This is a genomic window from Serratia sp. (in: enterobacteria) (assembly GCF_052400455.1).
Classification (GTDB): Bacteria; Pseudomonadota; Gammaproteobacteria; order Enterobacterales; family Enterobacteriaceae; genus Serratia; species Serratia ureilytica.
This window is the reverse complement of sequence record NZ_CP185812.1, coordinates 798,443-813,474: the sequence shown is the minus strand read 5'-3', so window position 1 is coordinate 813,474 and position 15,032 is coordinate 798,443. Positions and strand designations below refer to the sequence as shown.

17 protein-coding genes are annotated in these 15,032 nt (G+C 60.5%); 4 read left to right on the top strand and 13 right to left on the bottom strand.

Going from position 1 to position 15,032, the window contains the following annotated elements; genetic code table 11:
* Positions 1-42 precede the first annotated feature (42 nt).
* From nlpD to ftsB, 7 genes are all read right to left on the bottom strand, one after another.
* Complete coding sequence (gene nlpD, locus ACORQT_RS03775) at positions 43-1,041, bottom strand: murein hydrolase activator NlpD (RefSeq protein WP_033641891.1); 999 nt, start codon at positions 1,039-1,041, stop codon at positions 43-45.
* 325 nt (positions 1,042-1,366) lie between these two features.
* Positions 1,367-1,993, bottom strand: a complete 627-nt coding sequence (locus tag ACORQT_RS03770) for a protein-L-isoaspartate(D-aspartate) O-methyltransferase (RefSeq protein ID WP_004932585.1) — start codon at positions 1,991-1,993, stop codon at positions 1,367-1,369.
* Positions 1,987-2,748, bottom strand: a complete 762-nt coding sequence (gene surE, locus ACORQT_RS03765) for a 5'/3'-nucleotidase SurE (RefSeq protein WP_033641889.1) — start codon at positions 2,746-2,748, stop codon at positions 1,987-1,989. Before surE ends, ACORQT_RS03770 begins: the two co-directional genes overlap by 7 nt.
* The gene (gene truD / locus ACORQT_RS03760) at positions 2,729-3,775 is read right to left on the bottom strand and encodes a tRNA pseudouridine(13) synthase TruD (RefSeq protein WP_164057577.1); all 1,047 of its coding nucleotides are present in this window, start codon (positions 3,773-3,775) and stop codon (positions 2,729-2,731) included. The genes surE and truD overlap by 20 nt, the downstream gene beginning before the upstream one ends.
* A 4-nt stretch (positions 3,776-3,779) precedes the next feature.
* Entirely contained in the window at positions 3,780-4,253 is a 474-nt protein-coding gene (gene ispF, locus ACORQT_RS03755) for a 2-C-methyl-D-erythritol 2,4-cyclodiphosphate synthase (protein ID WP_004932594.1), read from the bottom strand.
* Positions 4,254-4,263: 10 nt separating this feature from the next.
* Positions 4,264-4,971, bottom strand: coding sequence for a 2-C-methyl-D-erythritol 4-phosphate cytidylyltransferase (gene ispD / locus ACORQT_RS03750; protein ID WP_164057576.1), 708 nt, complete (start codon positions 4,969-4,971; stop codon positions 4,264-4,266).
* 3 nt (positions 4,972-4,974) lie between these two features.
* The gene (gene ftsB / locus ACORQT_RS03745; protein WP_016929043.1) at positions 4,975-5,295 is read right to left on the bottom strand and encodes a cell division protein FtsB; all 321 of its coding nucleotides are present in this window, start codon (positions 5,293-5,295) and stop codon (positions 4,975-4,977) included.
* A 403-nt stretch (positions 5,296-5,698) separates the two neighbouring features.
* On the opposite strand from ftsB, the gene ACORQT_RS03740 reads away from it, so the two are divergent.
* The 3 genes from ACORQT_RS03740 (at position 5,699) to ACORQT_RS03730 (ending at position 8,009) form a co-directional block, all read left to right on the top strand.
* A complete protein-coding gene (locus ACORQT_RS03740; RefSeq protein ID WP_033651644.1) occupies positions 5,699-6,469 on the top strand; it encodes a basic amino acid ABC transporter substrate-binding protein in 771 nt (256 codons plus the stop codon).
* Positions 6,470-6,583: 114 nt separating this feature from the next.
* Positions 6,584-7,303: an amino acid ABC transporter permease gene (locus ACORQT_RS03735; protein WP_042706788.1), complete on the top strand. Its 720-nt coding sequence runs from the start codon at positions 6,584-6,586 to the stop codon at positions 7,301-7,303.
* Entirely contained in the window at positions 7,287-8,009 is a 723-nt protein-coding gene (locus tag ACORQT_RS03730) for an amino acid ABC transporter ATP-binding protein (RefSeq protein ID WP_164057575.1), read from the top strand. Before ACORQT_RS03735 ends, ACORQT_RS03730 begins: the two co-directional genes overlap by 17 nt.
* Before the next feature lie 52 nt (positions 8,010-8,061).
* On the opposite strand, the gene ACORQT_RS03725 is transcribed toward ACORQT_RS03730, so the two are convergent.
* The 5 genes from ACORQT_RS03725 to cysG form a co-directional block, all read right to left on the bottom strand.
* Positions 8,062-8,388 carry a DUF3561 family protein gene (locus ACORQT_RS03725; RefSeq protein ID WP_033641885.1) on the bottom strand — a complete coding sequence of 109 codons (327 nt, stop codon included), beginning with the start codon at positions 8,386-8,388 and terminating at the stop codon, positions 8,062-8,064.
* 84 nt (positions 8,389-8,472) lie between these two features.
* On the bottom strand, positions 8,473-9,162 hold the full coding sequence (cysC, locus tag ACORQT_RS03720) for an adenylyl-sulfate kinase (RefSeq protein WP_079656228.1): 690 nt from the start codon (positions 9,160-9,162) through the stop codon (positions 8,473-8,475).
* Positions 9,101-10,528 carry a sulfate adenylyltransferase subunit CysN gene (gene cysN / locus ACORQT_RS03715; RefSeq protein ID WP_033641884.1) on the bottom strand — a complete coding sequence of 476 codons (1,428 nt, stop codon included), beginning with the start codon at positions 10,526-10,528 and terminating at the stop codon, positions 9,101-9,103. The genes cysC and cysN overlap by 62 nt, the downstream gene beginning before the upstream one ends.
* 11 nt (positions 10,529-10,539) lie before the next feature.
* Positions 10,540-11,448 (bottom strand): sulfate adenylyltransferase subunit CysD, encoded by a 909-nt coding sequence (gene cysD / locus ACORQT_RS03710; RefSeq protein WP_033641883.1) that lies wholly within the window; start codon positions 11,446-11,448, stop codon positions 10,540-10,542.
* A gap of 22 nt (positions 11,449-11,470) precedes the next feature.
* On the bottom strand, positions 11,471-12,901 hold the full coding sequence (gene cysG, locus ACORQT_RS03705; RefSeq protein WP_164057574.1) for a siroheme synthase CysG: 1,431 nt from the start codon (positions 12,899-12,901) through the stop codon (positions 11,471-11,473).
* Between the two features lie 261 nt (positions 12,902-13,162).
* On the opposite strand from cysG, the gene ACORQT_RS03700 reads away from it, so the two are divergent.
* Entirely contained in the window at positions 13,163-14,233 is a 1,071-nt protein-coding gene (locus ACORQT_RS03700; protein ID WP_103101755.1) for an aminopeptidase, read from the top strand.
* A gap of 55 nt (positions 14,234-14,288) precedes the next feature.
* Here the strand turns inward: ACORQT_RS03700 and ACORQT_RS03695 are convergent, their stop codons facing one another.
* Positions 14,289-15,023: a phosphoadenylyl-sulfate reductase gene (locus ACORQT_RS03695; RefSeq protein WP_047025218.1), complete on the bottom strand. Its 735-nt coding sequence runs from the start codon at positions 15,021-15,023 to the stop codon at positions 14,289-14,291.
* Positions 15,024-15,032 lie beyond the last annotated feature (9 nt).

The window sequence follows — 15,032 nt, the reverse complement described above, 5'->3', positions numbered from 1 at the left end:
CCCGTGATACCGCGAGCAGAATCTCAGCGTATTCTGCCCAATCTATCGCTGCGGAAGATAACGCAGCGGGTTTACGGATTTCCCCTTGTAACGAATTTCAAAATGCAAACGTACTGAACTGGTACCGGAGCTACCCATGGTGGCTATTTTTTGACCCGCCTTCACTTCTTGTTGTTCCCGGACCAGCATTGTGTCGTTATGAGCGTAGGCGCTCAGGTAATCATCATTATGTTTGATGATGATTAGATTACCGTAACCCCGTAAAGCGTTGCCTGCATACACTACGCGACCATCGGCGGTAGCGAAGATAGGCTGCCCACGGGAACCGGCGATATCGACGCCCTTATTCCCACCTTCTGATGAGGAAAAGTTATCAATAATCTTGCCGTCAGTCGGCCATCTCCAGGTACTGACCGGAGCGCTGTTGCTGACGGTGCTGCTCACTGGTGGAGCGGCTTCCGGTGCGGTAACAGGCGCAGTCGCGGTCCCAACCGCTGCGGCGCCCGCTGCAGGTAACATCTTACCTACATTCTGTTTACCCGAGTTTTCAGAATACGCGTTAGTTGATTGAGAATCAACCGTTGCCGTCTGGATCTGGGTGCTGGAAGGTGGCTTCGGAACACCGCCTTTGGTCGCGTCAGTCGTCGCCAGCATACCGCCGCCGCCATTGGCAGAACCATTACCAAGTTGAATGGTTTGGCCAACATTCAGGCTGTAAGGCTCGGGAATATTGTTGCGCTGCGCCAGGTCGCGGAAATCGTTGCCGGTGATCCAGGCGATGTAAAACAGCGTATCACCGCGCTTGACCGTATAGGTGTCGCCGCCGCTGTAGCTCCCTTTAGGGATAGCGTTATAACTGCGGTTATAGACAATGCGGCCCTCTGGGCTGGCCTGCTGCGCTCCGCCATTATTATTGCCGGATGGAACGGCGCCGCCGCCGCCCACGCTGCTGATAGGGGCTGACGTCGAGGCCGTGTTTGTACAACCCGCCAACCACAAACTTACCATCGTACACACCGCAACCCGGCGTAACGTAATCATTGGGCTTCCCGTGCTCATGCTTCCCCCATGACAGCAATATCAGTGATATATCCAAAATACCCTTTACATCGTAGCCGAGCTTTTGCCACTTCCCAGTTTCTGCGATGTAAAGGCGCCGCCGGCCGATCCCTGAACGCCAGGTCATCTCCCGCCGGAGCATCAAAACGCGCGCCAATGCTAACCACATTGGCGTCACCGCACCATAAGACAACTACGTAGAAAGGCCAATTCTAGTGAAAATTAGCCTGATTGGAACGAGAAAACCTTATCCGCACGTGATGAAAGTGCAACAGATTTTTCAGACGGTCGAAAAATCAGACAATCGCTAGGCCAATTCGCCTTTCACCAGCGGCACAAAGCGCACCGCCTCTACCGCGTCGACCACGAAATCGTTGCCATGGCGCTGAATGCGTTTGAGGGTTTGGGCCTGCTCGCCCACCGGCAACACCAAAATGCCGCCGTCGTCCAACTGCTCAACCAGCGCCTGCGGGATCTCCGGCGGCGCGGCAGTGACGATGATCGCATCGAACGGGCCGCGCGACGCCCAGCCCTGCCAGCCGTCGCCGTGGCGAGTGGAAACATTATGAAGGTCGAGCTGCTTCAGGCGGCGCTTGGCCTGCCACTGCAGCCCCTTGATGCGCTCGACGGAACAAACGTGTTGCACCAGATGCGCCAGGATGGCGGTTTGATAACCGGAACCGGTGCCGATCTCAAGCACCCGTGAAGTAGGCTTCAGATTCAGCAGCTCGGTCATCCGCGCCACCATATAGGGCTGAGAAATGGTCTGACCGGAACCGATCGGTAATGCAGTGTTTTCGTAGGCTTTGTGATCCAGCGCTTCGTCGACAAAACGCTCGCGCGGCACCGCTTCGATCGCTCGCAGCAGCTTTTCGTCCCGGATCCCTTGCTGACGCAGCTGCGTCAGCAATGTTTGCATACGCTTGTTCACCATTCCCCGCTAACCTCTGCCTTGGTTAACCATGTTTTCACGACTTCCTGCGCCGCGTAGGCGGTCAGATCCACCTGTAGCGGCGTGATCGCCACATAGCCTTGTTCCACCGCCGCAAAGTCGGTATCCGGCCCGACATCAAATTTATCACCAGGCGGCCCGATCCAGTAGAGATTTTGTCCACGCGGATCCTGCTGGCAGAAGACCTTATCGGCGGGATGGCGGCTGCCACAGCGAGTGACGCGCAGGCCTTTGATCTCCGCCAGCGGCAAATCCGGCACGTTGATATTCAGGATTTTTCCGGTGCGTAACGGTTCACGCTGCAGCGCACGCAAGATGCGGCAGGTAATGGCCGCAGCAGTCGCGTAGTGTTGGTGACCGTTCAGCGACACCGCCAGCGCGGGCAGCCCCAGGTGCCGGCCCTCCATCGCCGCCGCGACGGTGCCGGAATAGATGACGTCATCGCCTAAATTCGGTCCGGCGTTAATGCCGGAGACCACGATATCCGGCGCAGGGCGCATCAATGCGTTGACGCCAAGATAAACGCAGTCGGTCGGCGTCCCCTGCAGCACCGCGATATCGCCGTTGGCCAGCGTCTGCGTGCGCAGCGGCGACTCCAGCGTCAGGGCATTGGAAGAACCGCTGCGGTTACGATCCGGCGCCACGACCTGCACCTCGGCAAACTCCCGCAGCGCCGCCGCCAGCACCTGAATGCCTGGGGCGCTGACGCCGTCATCGTTACTCAGCAATATCCGCATCACTGTTATCCTGCTGCATGATTTCGCGAACCACGCTGGTAGCAAAGCTGCCTGCCGGCAACCAGAAGCGCAGTTCCACGGTAACGTCATCCCACCAGTTCCACTGCAAATTTTGCGGCTGCAACAGCAGGGCCCGGCGAGCGGGTTCGACACGCTCGCGCTTTAAAAGCGTAAGCAATTCCGGTTGTTCCGCCAAGCATTGTTGTTCAAAAGCCAAGGCTTGGCCGGCGGTGCCTGGCTCTCCGTCGCCCGGCAAGGAAGCCGTGATCGCCAGCTCGCCGGCATCCAGCCGCTGTTGCAACGTCTCCAGCTCATCGGCTTTGGCGACGAACCAGCTACCGCGGCCGCTCAACTGCAGGGCATCCCCTTCCAGCACGGTGCGCTGCAGGCCGTCGGCCAGGCGCCGGCCGGCTATCAGATTGAACAGCGCACTGCGGCTGGCGGAAAGGTAGAAGCTGCGCTTGCTGCGCTCTTTAACGCGGATTTCGTCGTTCGCCCAGCGGCGTGCCATCACCAGATTGTTGCCGCCGCGGCCGAAGCGTTGGCTGCCGAAATAGTTTGGCACGCCCTGCGCGACGATAGCCTGCAGGCGGCGCTCAACGTCCTGACGATCGGAAATCTGGCGCAGCACCAGCGTAAAGTGGTTGCCCTTCAGATTGCCGATGCGCATTTTGCGCAGGTGGCGGGCGAACGAGAGCACCTCGCAGCCTTCCAGCGCAAACTGTGAGAAATCCGGCGTGTCTTTGCCCGGCATATGCAGGCAGAACCACTGTTCGGTCACCGCGTGGCGATCCTTCAAGCCCGCATAGCTGACGGAACGGGCGTGAATACCGGCGAAGCGCGCCAGATAGTCGGCCACGAACTGGGTATTGCAGCCGTTTTTACGGATGTTCACCAGCACATGCTCGCCTTCGCCGTCCGGCGCAAAGCCCAGGTCTTCCACCACCACGAAGTCTTCCGGATTGGCTTTCAACACCCCGGTGCTCTGCGGCTGGCCATGCAGCCAGGTCAGATTCGCCATATCCATGCGGTTATTCCTTGATCAGCAAGGCGACCGCTTCGCAGGCGATGCCCTCGCCGCGCCCGGTGAAGCCGAGCTGCTCGGTGGTCGTGGCCTTCACGTTGACGTCATCCATATGGCACTGCAGATCTTCCGCCAGGAAGACGCGCATCTGCGGGATGTGCGGCGCCATTTTCGGCGCCTGGGCAATAATCGTGATGTCGAGGTTGCCGAGGCGGTACCCTTTGGCGCGGATGCGCTTCCAGGCTTCGCGCAGCAGCTCGCGGCTGTCCGCGCCCTTGAAGGCCGGATCGGTATCGGGGAACAGCTTGCCGATATCGCCCAGCGCCGCCGCGCCCAGCAAGGCGTCGGTCGCGGCGTGCAGCGCAACGTCGCCGTCGGAGTGGGCCAACAAGCCTTTGTCGTAAGGGATGCGAACACCGCCGATCACCAACGGGCCTTCGCCGCCGAATTTATGTACGTCAAAACCGTGACCGATACGCATGGTGCGCTCCTTAATTGTCCAACTGAGTCAAATAGAACGCCGCCAGCGCCAAATCCTCCGGCCGCGTTACTTTAATGTTATCCGCCCGGCCGGCGATCAGCAGCGGATGATAACCGCAATGCTCCAGCGCAGAGGCTTCGTCGGTGACGTTCGCGCCTTCATCCAGCGCGCGCTGCAGGCACTGCTTGAGCAGCGGCAGCGGAAACAGCTGCGGCGTCAGCGCATGCCACAGATCCTGCCGTTCAACGGTGTGGGCGATGGTGTCGCGGCCAGGTTCGGCGCGCTTCATGGTGTCGCGCACCGGCGCGGCGAGAATACCGCCCACCTTGCTGTGTGCGGTGATCGCCAACAGGCGCTCGAGATCGTCGGCGTGCAGGCAGGGGCGCGCAGCGTCGTGCACCAGCACCCAGTCCGCCTCACCCGCCAGTTTCAGCCCGGCCATCACCGAATCGGCGCGCTGTTTGCCGCCCTCGGTGACGGTCACCCGCGGATCCTGAGCGATGGGCAGCCGTTCGAACTGACGATCTTCCGGGCCGATTGCCACGATCACCCGTTCAATGCGCGGGTGGCGCAACAGGGCATGGATAGCGTGTTCGACGATGCTGTGCCGGCCGATGGTTAAATATTGCTTCGGGCATTCCGCCTGCATGCGGCTGCCGATACCGGCAGCGGGCAGGACGGCAATCACCGAGGGAAAGGTGCCTGCGGAGTGATTCATGCGTTATTTTTGTGCGTTATTTTGCGAGGAAGACGCCGCGTTGCGTCTGGATTGGTCAGGAACCAGACGATAGAAAGTCTCACCGGGCTTGATCATGCCCAGCTCATTACGCGCTCGCTCTTCGATCGCTTCCTGACCGCCGTTCAAATCATCGATTTCGGCAAACAGCTGATCGTTACGCGCTTTCAACTTCGCGTTGTTGCCCTGTTGGACCGCAACGTCTTCATTGACCCGCACGTAATCGTGAATACCATTTTTGCCCAGCCACAGTGAATACTGTAACCAACCGAGCAATGCCAGCAATAGCAGCGTAAGTTTTCCCATCTCCGCCCCCTGAAAAACCGACCAATCATCCCACAACTTCTCGTTGGACTCCACACTGAGAGCGGCATTTCAACGCCAAATTAAGAATACGGATGAAGGATTCCCGTGTTCAGCGCCTAATTCCGCTGCGAAAGCGGCAAAAAAAGCCGCTTTAGTCCGGCGCGCGCGCCGCGTTTTCCGCTGATACACACACTGCCCTTCCTCCATTATGCAGCAAGAATCACTGCACCATCGCATCCTGACCCGTCGCTTACGCCAAGGTAAAGCAAGAAGTGAATATTTAACACCATAGAAAGAATAATCCTCATGCAGTGGTTGCACTTTCATTCATTGAAGCTTATTTTTATGCACTCATAGTGCATAAATAATTCCAATATATAACCATTCATTATCGGGGATCGCGATGTTAAAACGTTTAGTTCTGATCGGCGCCTGTCTGGCTGCCACCTTCTCCACCGCCGCGTTGGCGGCTGAACCTACCTACGTCGTCGGCTCCGGCGGCACCTATCGGCCGTTCGAGTTTGAAAACAGCCAAAAGCAGCTGGAAGGTTTCGACATCGACATTATCAAAGCCGTAGCCAAGGCCGAAGGTTTTCAAATAAAACTGATCAATACGCCGTGGGAAGGGATCTTCGCCACGCTGAATTCCGGCGATCGCGATATCATCATCTCCGGCATCACCATCACCGATAAACGCAAACAAATGGTTGATTTTTCTGCGCCTTACTTCCCGGCAGAGCAGGCCATCGTGGTGCCGCAAGACTCGAAGGTAGACTCCATTGCCGCGTTGAAAGCGCTGAAGGTCGGCGTGGTGAACTCCAGCACCGGCGACATCGTGGTGTCCGACGCGCTGGGCAAAAACAGCACCGCCATCAAACGCTTCGACAATACCCCGCTGATGCTGCAAGAGCTGTATGAAGACGGCATCGGCGCGGCGGTCGGCGACGTCGGCGTGGCCAAGTTCTACATCAAAACCCACCCTGAGAAAGCCTTCAAGCTGGTGCCCGACGCCAAGTTCGAACGTCAGTATTTCGGCATCGCCGTCGCCAAAGGCAACGATGAGCTGCGCAACAAAATCAACGCCGGCCTGAAGAAAATCATCGCCGACGGCACCTACGCCAAGATCTACCAAGCCTGGTTCGACAGCAACGTACCGACGCTGCCGGCGGAATAATGCCCTGCCGCCGGCGCCCGCAAGGCCGTCGGCGCGCCACCGTTTCAGCATACCAAGAAGGAATACCCTTTGAACTTCCGCTGGGAGATCATCCAGGAATACGCGCCGCTGTTTATGGAAGGCGCCTGGATGACCATCAAATGCACCATTATCTGCGTGCTGCTGGGCACCACCTGGGGATTGATCCTCGGTCTGGGGCGCTTGGCGCAGGCGCCGCACGGCATCTGGAAACCCATCCTGCATTACGGCGTTCAGTGGCCGGTGCGCATCTACATCAGCGCCTTTCGCGGCACCCCGCTGTTCGTGCAGATCATGGTGGTGCACTTTGCGCTGGTGCCGCTGTTCATCAACCCGCGCGACGGCCTGCTGGTCACCAGCGGCCTGATGAGCGTCGACTTCGCCCGCGCGCTGCGCGCCGACTACGGCGCCTTTCTCTCCTGCGTGGTGGCGATCACGCTCAACGCCGGCGCCTATGTGTCGGAGATCTTCCGCGCCGGGATCCAATCGATCGACCGCGGCCAGATGGAAGCATCGCGCTCGTTGGGCATGAGCTACGGCAAGACCATGCGCCAGGTTATCTTGCCGCAAGCCTTCCGGCGCATGCTGCCGCCGCTGGGCAACAACGCCATCGCCATCGTCAAGGATTCGTCGCTGGCCTCCGCCATCGGCCTGGCGGATCTGGCCTATGCCGCCCGCACCGTCTCCGGCGCCTACGCCACCTATTGGGAGCCCTACCTGACCATTTCGCTGGTCTATTGGGTCATCACCTTCCTGCTCTCGCTGCTGGTGCAACACATGGAAAAGAGGTTCGGTAAAAGTGATTCGCGTACATAACCTGCAAAAACAGTTCGGTGAAAGCCACGTGCTGCGCGGCATTTCCTGCCGGATCGCCGCCAACGAAGTGGTGTGCGTCATCGGCCCCTCCGGCTCCGGTAAAAGCACCTTCCTGCGCTGCATCAACGCGCTGGAAACGCTCTCCGGCGGCGAGATAGAGGTGAATGGCTTCGCCGTCCACGATCAGAAAACCGACCTGAACAAGATGCGTGAAAGCGTGGGCATGGTGTTCCAACGCTTTAACCTGTTCCCGCACATGACGGTGTTGGAAAACATCATCATGGCGCCGGTAAGCGTGAAAAAACTGCCGCGCGCCGAAGCCATCGCGCAAGCGGAACAGCTGCTGCGCAAGGTCGGCCTGCTCGACAAAATCGACGCCTATCCCAACAGCCTGTCCGGCGGCCAGCAGCAGCGGGTAGCGATCGCCCGCGCGCTGGCGATTGAGCCGAAAATCATGCTGTTCGACGAACCGACCTCCGCGCTCGATCCGGAGCTGGTGGGCGAAGTGTTGGCGGTGATGAAATCGCTGGCCCATGAGGGCATGACCATGGTGGTCGTCACGCATGAGATGGGCTTTGCCCGCGAGGTGGCCGACCGGGTACTGTTTATCGATCAGGGGATCATTCAGGAAGAGGGGCAGCCGCAGCAGATCTTCAGTCACCCGTCCAATCCGCGCACTCAGGCATTTTTGAGCAAAGTTTTGTAACCTTCGGCACGGCTTTGCAATCCTGCGGGCGCCGGCCTCGGCGCCCACTCTCTCACCACCCGGTCAGGAAGCTGAACACCAGCCAGAACAGGCACAGCACAACGGCGCCGGTCAGCAGCAGCGTCAAGATCAGACGGCCGCGCAGCAGCATGCTGAGGGTGATGCCGATCAGCACCGACAGCGGCATTAGCGCCAGGAAGAATGGCCAGGTATAAAGCAGGAAAAACAGCGTGTTGGAACCGTAAACCAAAAACGGCAACGCGAACGCCAGCCAGTAGAAAACAAAGCCGCTGACGCCGCCCAGGAAAGAATAAGAAGGCTCCTCTTTCTCCTGTTTTGACTGCTTGGAGTCGATCAAGATAGGCGTGACATTTTGCATAGTGATCCCTGGTTATTCGGCTCGCTCTGCGGCGGCTTAGAGTAAAAAGCGCATGGCGAAAAACGCCACACGCTTTTTTTGAATTCAGGGTTTGATAATAGCCTGACCACGCAACACGTCTAACAATTGCGCAATCAAATTTGTTACCAATTGTTGGCCATCAAGGTGGATTTCCGGCTGCTGCGGCGCCTCGTAAACCGCGTCGATACCGGTGAAATTGCGCAGCTCGCCTGCGCGCGCTTTCTTATACAATCCCTTCGGATCGCGCGCCTCGCAGATCGCCAACGGCGTATCGACAAACACCTCGATAAAGCGATCGTCGCCGAGCATTTCGCGCACCATCTGCCGTTCGGCGCGGTGCGGCGAAATGAATGCAGTCAGCACCACCAGCCCGGCGTCCACCATCAGCTTGGCCACTTCCCCCACCCGGCGAATGTTCTCGCGCCGATCCTCGTCGGAGAAGCCGAGATCGCGGCACAGGCCGTGGCGCACGTTATCGCCGTCCAGCAGGTAGGTGCTGACGCCGAGCCCATGCAGCGCCTGCTCCAGCGCGCCGGCGACGGTGGATTTGCCCGAGCCGGACAGCCCGGTAAACCACAGCACCGCGCCGCGATGGCCGTTGCGCGCTTCGCGATCCGCGCGCGTCACCGCGTGCGGATGCCAAACCACGTTCTCATCGTCCGGCCCGGTCGCCCTCAGTTCAGCGGCCACCTTATCGGCCACCGAGCAAATCGCGCGCGCCCCAGTGCGGGAAGTGCTTGCGCACCAGCGCATTCAGCTCCAGCTCGAAGGCGCTGAATTCGCCGCGCGCCGCCGATGCGGCCTGCAGCGTTTCACGCACCAGCCCGGCGCCCACCGTGACGTTGCTCATGCGATCGATAAAGATCAGCCCGCCGGTGTCGTGATTGCTCTGGTAGCTGTCCAGCACCAGCGGTTCGTCGAAGGTCAGTTCCACCAATCCGATGCCGTTGAGCGGCAACGTGTCGGCCGGATGCTGCGCCAGCGTATTGATCTCCACCTGATGGCGGATGCTCTCCACGCGCGCGCGGGTCTTTTTACCGGCGATCTTGATGTCGTAGCTCTGGCCCGGCACCAGCGGCTGCTCGGCCATCCATACCACGTCCACCAGCGCGCTCTGCGCCGCCTGCAGGCTTTCGCCGGCGTCGACCAGCAAATCGCCGCGGCTGATGTCCACTTCATCCTTCAGCACCAGCGTAATCGCCTCGCCCGGCACCGCCTCAGGCAGATCGCCGTCGAAGGTCACGATGCGCGCCACGCTGGACTCCACGCCGGAAGGCAGCACTTTGATGCGTTGCCCCACCCGCACCACGCCGGCGGACAGCGTGCCGGCATAGCCGCGAAAATCGAGGTTCGGGCGGTTGACGTACTGCACCGGGAAGCGCAGCGGCTGGTTTTCTCGCTCGCTGACCACGTCAACGCTCTCCAGCACTTCCAGCAGGGTCGGGCCGCTGTACCACGGCATATGGGCGCTTTCGCTCGCCACGTTGTCGCCGTCCAACGCCGACAGCGGCACAAACTTGATGTCCAGATCGCCTGGCAGCTGCTGGGCGAAGGTCAGGTAATCCTGTTTGAACTGCTCGAACACCGCTTCCTGATAGTCCACCAGATCCATTTTGTTTACCGCGACCACCAGATGGCGAATGCCCAGCAGGGTCGCGATAAAGCTGTGGCGGCGAGTCTGATCCAACACCCCTTTACGCGCGTCGATCAGCAGGATCGCCAGATCGCAGGTAGAGGCACCGGTGGCCATGTTGCGGGTGTACTGCTCATGCCCCGGGGTATCGGCGATGATAAACTTGCGTTTTTCGGTCGAGAAGTAGCGATAGGCCACATCGATGGTGATGCCCTGCTCGCGCTCGGCCTGCAGACCGTCCACCAGCAGCGCCAGATCGAGCTTCTCGCCCTGGGTGCCGATGCGTTTGCTGTCGCTGTGCAGCGTCGACAGCTGATCCTCGTAGATCTGGCGGGTATCGTGCAGCAGGCGGCCGATCAGGGTGCTTTTGCCGTCGTCGACGCTGCCGCAGGTCAGAAAACGCAGCAGGCTCTTGTGCTGCTGCGCGTGCAGATAGGACTCGACGCCGCCCTGGTCAGCGATTTGTTGTGCAATTGCGTTGTTCATCCGGCGGCTCCTTAGAAATACCCTTGACGCTTTTTCAGCTCCATCGAGCCGGACTGATCGCGATCGATCATCCGCCCCTGGCGTTCACTGGTGGTGGAGACCAGCATTTCTTCGATGATCTCCGGCAGGGTTTGCGCCTGCGAGTCCACCGCGCCGGTCAGCGGCCAGCACCCCAGGGTGCGGAAACGCACCATGCGCTGGCTGATCACTTCACCCGGCTGCAGATCGATGCGATCGTCGTCCACCATCATCAGCATGCCGTCGCGCTCCACCACCGGGCGCGGTTTCGCCAGGTACAGCGGCACGATGTCGATGTTTTCCAGGAAGATGTACTGCCAGATATCCAGCTCGGTCCAGTTCGACAGCGGGAAGACGCGGATGCTCTCCCCTTTGTTGATCTGGCCGTTGTAGTTGTGCCACAGCTCCGGCCGCTGGTTTTTCGGATCCCAGCGGTGGAAGCGATCGCGGAACGAATAGATGCGCTCTTTGGCGCGCGATTTCTCCTCGTCGCGCCGCGCACCGCCGAAGGCGGCGTCGAAACCGTACTTGTTCAACGCCTGCTTCAGGCCCTCGGTTTTCATGATGTCGGTATGCTTGGCGCTGCCGTGCACGAACGGGTTGATGCCCATCGCCACCCCTTCCGGGTTTTTATGCACCAGCAGCTCGAAGCCGTACTCCTTCGCGGTGCGATCGCGGAATTCGTACATTTCGCGGAATTTCCAGCCGGTATCGACGTGCAGCAGCGGGAATGGCAGCGTGCCGGGGAAGAACGCCTTACGCGCCAAATGCAGCATCACGGAAGAGTCTTTGCCGATGGAATACAGCATCACCGGGTTGGCGAATTCAGCGGCGACTTCACGGATGATATGGATACTCTCCGCCTCCAATTGCCGCAAATGAGTGAGTCGTTTTTCGTCCATAACAGGTCCTTAAAAGCCTTGCCTATGCCAAATTCACGACGGCCGGGCGCGCGGCCCCTTCCGTCTGCGATTGATGCCCGAACCAGGCGATTTGGTGGTGCAGTTCCACCACTTCGCCGATCACCAGCAGCGCCGGCAACGGCGCCCGTTGGGCCAGATATTCCAGTTGTTCCAGCGTGCCGATCTGCACCTGCTGATCGGCGCGCGTGCCGCGGCTGATCACCGCCACCGGCGTCGCGGCGTCGCGACCGTGGGCGATCAGGCGCTGGCTGATGTCCGCCGCCTTCATGGTGCCCATGTAGATAGCCAGCGTCTGCCGCGCCCGGGCCAGATCGGCCCAGTCCAGGCCATCGCCGTCGGGCCGGCAGTGGCCGGTGATAAAGGTCACGCTCTGCGCGTGGTCGCGGTGCGTCAGCGGAATGCCTGCGTAGGCGGTCGCCCCCGCGGCGGCCGTGACGCCCGGCACCACCTGGAACGGAATGCCGGCGGCGGCGGCCACCTGCAGCTCTTCGCCGCCGCGGCCAAAGATGAACGGATCGCCCCCCTTGAGGCGCACCACGCGCTTGCCCTGCTGCGCCAGTTCCACCAGCAGCCTATTGGTCTCTTCCTGGATCACCGAGTGCGCGCCGGCGCGCTTGCCCACGCAGATGCGCTCGGCGTCGCGGCGCACCAGATCGAGGATTTCGCCGCTGACCAGATGGTCATACAGCACCACGTCCGCTTGCTGCATCACCTGCAGCCCGCGCAGGGTCAACAGCCCCACGTCGCCCGGCCCGGCGCCCACCAACGCTATCTCGCCCTGGGTGCCCTCATCGCCTGTGGCGAAGCGGTGTAAATCCTGCTCCAGCTGGCGTTCCGCCTGCGCCGTCTGGCCGTTGGCCACCAGCGTGGCGAAACGGCCGCCGAAGGTGTTTTCCCAGAAACGGCGACGTTCGCCGATCGAAGCCAACCGCTGTTTGACCTGGCCGCGCCAGCGGCCCGCCACCTGCGCCATCTGCCCCAAACTGGCGGGCAGCAACGCCTCCAGCTTTTCGCGCAGCAACCGCGCCAGCACCGGCGCCTGGCCGCTGGACGATACGGCGACCACCAGCGGCGAGCGATCGATGATCGACGGGAAGATGAACGAACAGCGCGGCTGATCGTCCACCACGTTGGCCAGCACCCGGCGTTTATCCGCCTCGGCGAACACCGCGGCGTTCAGCGCATTGTCGTCCGTGGCGGCGATCGCCAGAAACACGTCGTCCAGCTGCTGCGGATCAAAGGTTTTCCCCAGCCAGAGCACCCGCCCTTGCTGACGTTGTTGTTCCAGTTCCGGTGAGAGCGACTGCGCAACTATCCGTATTTCAGCCCCGGCGCGCTGAAGCAGGGAGACTTTGCGCGCCGCCACGTCACCACCGCCAACGACCAGCACCGGACGTTGTTTCAGGTCGGCGAATATTGGTAGATAGTCCACAACAGCCTTTTCATATAACAGAAAGATAGTGTGACTATACGGGCTGAGATTTAGCCTCTGAAATGACGAAAAGGAATGATTAGTTCCTTTATGGAATATAGGCCGCATCGCAGGAGGCAAACCATGCTCATCGCAACGGCGATTTGCGCGTTCGCGCGAAAATTAAGAGACAGGGAAATTGTGTAATGCCGCCCGTCGTCTCATACTGGGCGCCGAAGAAAAATGATCGGCAGCGCCGATAGCAAAGAAGGATTTTTCGGTATGTTTTCCCGTTTTTACCTGAAGACCAGCCTGCTGGCCCTCGCACTCGGCGGCGTCTTCAGCGTTTGTGCCGCACAGCCCGTAAAAGACGCGCCAATGGGCCGTTTCGCCGCCGAACAGACCCGCCACATCGCCACTTACTTCCCCGGCCGCATGGCGGGCAGCCCGGCAGAATTGCTCACCGCCGACTATCTCAAGCAGCAGTTCGGCAAGATGGGTTACCAAAGCGATATTCGCAGCGTCAATACGCGCTATCTCTACACCAGCAAAGACGGCAAGAAGAACTGGAATAACGTCACCGCCAGCTCGGTGATCGCCGCCCGCAACGGCAACAGCCCGAAACAGGTCGTGATCGTCGCCCACTTCGACACCTATACGCCGCAGAGCGACGAGGATCTGGATAACAATCTCGGCGGCCTGACGCTGCAGGGCGTCGACGACAACGCCTCCGGCATCGGCGTGATGCTGGAGCTGGCGGAACGCCTGAAGGATATCCCCACCGCCTACGGCCTGCGCTTCGTCGCCACCAGCGCTGAAGAGATCGGTTCGCTGGGCGCGCAGAACTACCTGCAGCGCATGAGCGCGGAAGAGAAAAGCAACACCGTGCTGGTGATCAACCTCGACAGCCTGATCACCGGCGATCGTCTGTACTTCAACGCCGGGCGCAACACGCCGCCGCAGATGGCGAAGCGCTCCCGCGATCGCGCGCTGGATATCGCCCACCGCTACGGCATCGCCGCCGCCACCAACCCAGGCAACGCGCAGCATCCGCAAGGCACCGGCTGCTGTTCCGATCAAGAGGTGTTCGACGCCGCAGGCATCCCGGTATTGTCAGTGGAGGCCACCAACTGGTCGCTGGGCGACAAGGACGGTTACCAGCAGCGCGCCGTCAGCCCGCACTTCCCGCAGGGCATCACCTGGCACCGCCCGCAGTACGACAACCTGCAATATCTGGATCGCTACCTGCCGGGGCGGATCGACAAACGCAGCCGCGACAGCGTGCAGATCCTGCTGCCCTTGATCAAAGAGCTGGCGCAGGCGCACCCGCCGAAAGCGCAAAAGAAAAAGTAGCCCGTAAAAAAACAGGGCCCAGCATTGCTGAGCCCTGTGATGTCATTCGCGTCGTTTAGCCTTCGTGCAGGCCGCACTCGCGCTTCAGGCCAAAGAAGCGCGTCTCTTCCTCGCTCATGCCCGGCTCCCACTTTTGGGTGGTGTGGGTATCGCCGACCGACAGGTAGCCCTGCTCCCACAGCGGGTGGTAGCTCAGCCCGTGTTCGGTCAAATACTGGTAAATCTTGCGGTTGTCCCAGTCGATGATCGGCAGGATCTTGAACACCCCACGCTGCACCGCCAGCACCGGCAGATTGGCGCGGCTGCCGGACTGTTCGCGCCGCAGGCCGGCGAACCAGCTCTGCGCGCCCAGCGTCTCCAGCGCGCGGTTCATCGGCTCGACCTTATTGATCTGGTTATACTTTTCAATGCCTTCCACGCCCTGCTCCCACAGTTTGCCGTAGCGCGCCTCTTGCCAGGCGGGAGACTGTTCGGCGCGGAACACCTGCAGATTCAGCTTCAGCTGGTCGGTCAGTTGATCGATAAAGCGATAGGTTTCCGGGAACAGGTAACCGGTGTCGGTCAGGATCACCGGGATATCCGGCCGGATGCGCGTCACCAGGTGCAGACATACCGCCGCCTGAATGCCGAAACTGGACGAGAGTACGAACTCGCCGGGCAGATGCTCCAGCGCCCATGCAACGCGCTGTTCGGCGCTGAGGCTCTCCAGCTGGCCGTTGACCACCGCCAATGCCAGCGCCTGCCCGGATTTGGGCAACGCGTTCAGCGCCGCCAGATCGAATTCAGCCATGTTGTCTCT

Bases quoted from the DNA above. Each gene is read 5' to 3' on its own strand.
- nlpD (WP_033641891.1), bottom strand. From the start codon at position 1,041: ATGATTACGTTACGCCGGGTTGCGGTGTGTACGATGGTAAGTTTGTGG.
- ACORQT_RS03770 (WP_004932585.1), bottom strand. From the start codon at position 1,993: ATGGTGAACAAGCGTATGCAAACATTGCTGACGCAGCTGCGTCAGCAA.
- surE (WP_033641889.1), bottom strand. From the start codon at position 2,748: ATGCGGATATTGCTGAGTAACGATGACGGCGTCAGCGCCCCAGGCATT.
- truD (WP_164057577.1), bottom strand. From the start codon at position 3,775: ATGGATATGGCGAATCTGACCTGGCTGCATGGCCAGCCGCAGAGCACC.
- ispF (WP_004932594.1), bottom strand. From the start codon at position 4,253: ATGCGTATCGGTCACGGTTTTGACGTACATAAATTCGGCGGCGAAGGC.
- ispD (WP_164057576.1), bottom strand. From the start codon at position 4,971: ATGAATCACTCCGCAGGCACCTTTCCCTCGGTGATTGCCGTCCTGCCC.
- ftsB (WP_016929043.1), bottom strand. From the start codon at position 5,295: ATGGGAAAACTTACGCTGCTATTGCTGGCATTGCTCGGTTGGTTACAG.
- ACORQT_RS03740 (WP_033651644.1), top strand. From the start codon at position 5,699: ATGTTAAAACGTTTAGTTCTGATCGGCGCCTGTCTGGCTGCCACCTTC.
- ACORQT_RS03735 (WP_042706788.1), top strand. From the start codon at position 6,584: ATGGAAGGCGCCTGGATGACCATCAAATGCACCATTATCTGCGTGCTG.
- ACORQT_RS03725 (WP_033641885.1), bottom strand. From the start codon at position 8,388: ATGCAAAATGTCACGCCTATCTTGATCGACTCCAAGCAGTCAAAACAG.
- cysC (WP_079656228.1), bottom strand. From the start codon at position 9,162: ATGCGCTGGTGCGCAAGCACTTCCCGCACTGGGGCGCGCGCGATTTGC.
- cysN (WP_033641884.1), bottom strand. From the start codon at position 10,528: ATGAACAACGCAATTGCACAACAAATCGCTGACCAGGGCGGCGTCGAG.
- cysD (WP_033641883.1), bottom strand. From the start codon at position 11,448: ATGGACGAAAAACGACTCACTCATTTGCGGCAATTGGAGGCGGAGAGT.
- ACORQT_RS03700 (WP_103101755.1), top strand. From the start codon at position 13,163: ATGTTTTCCCGTTTTTACCTGAAGACCAGCCTGCTGGCCCTCGCACTC.
- ACORQT_RS03695 (WP_047025218.1), bottom strand. From the start codon at position 15,023: ATGGCTGAATTCGATCTGGCGGCGCTGAACGCGTTGCCCAAATCCGGG.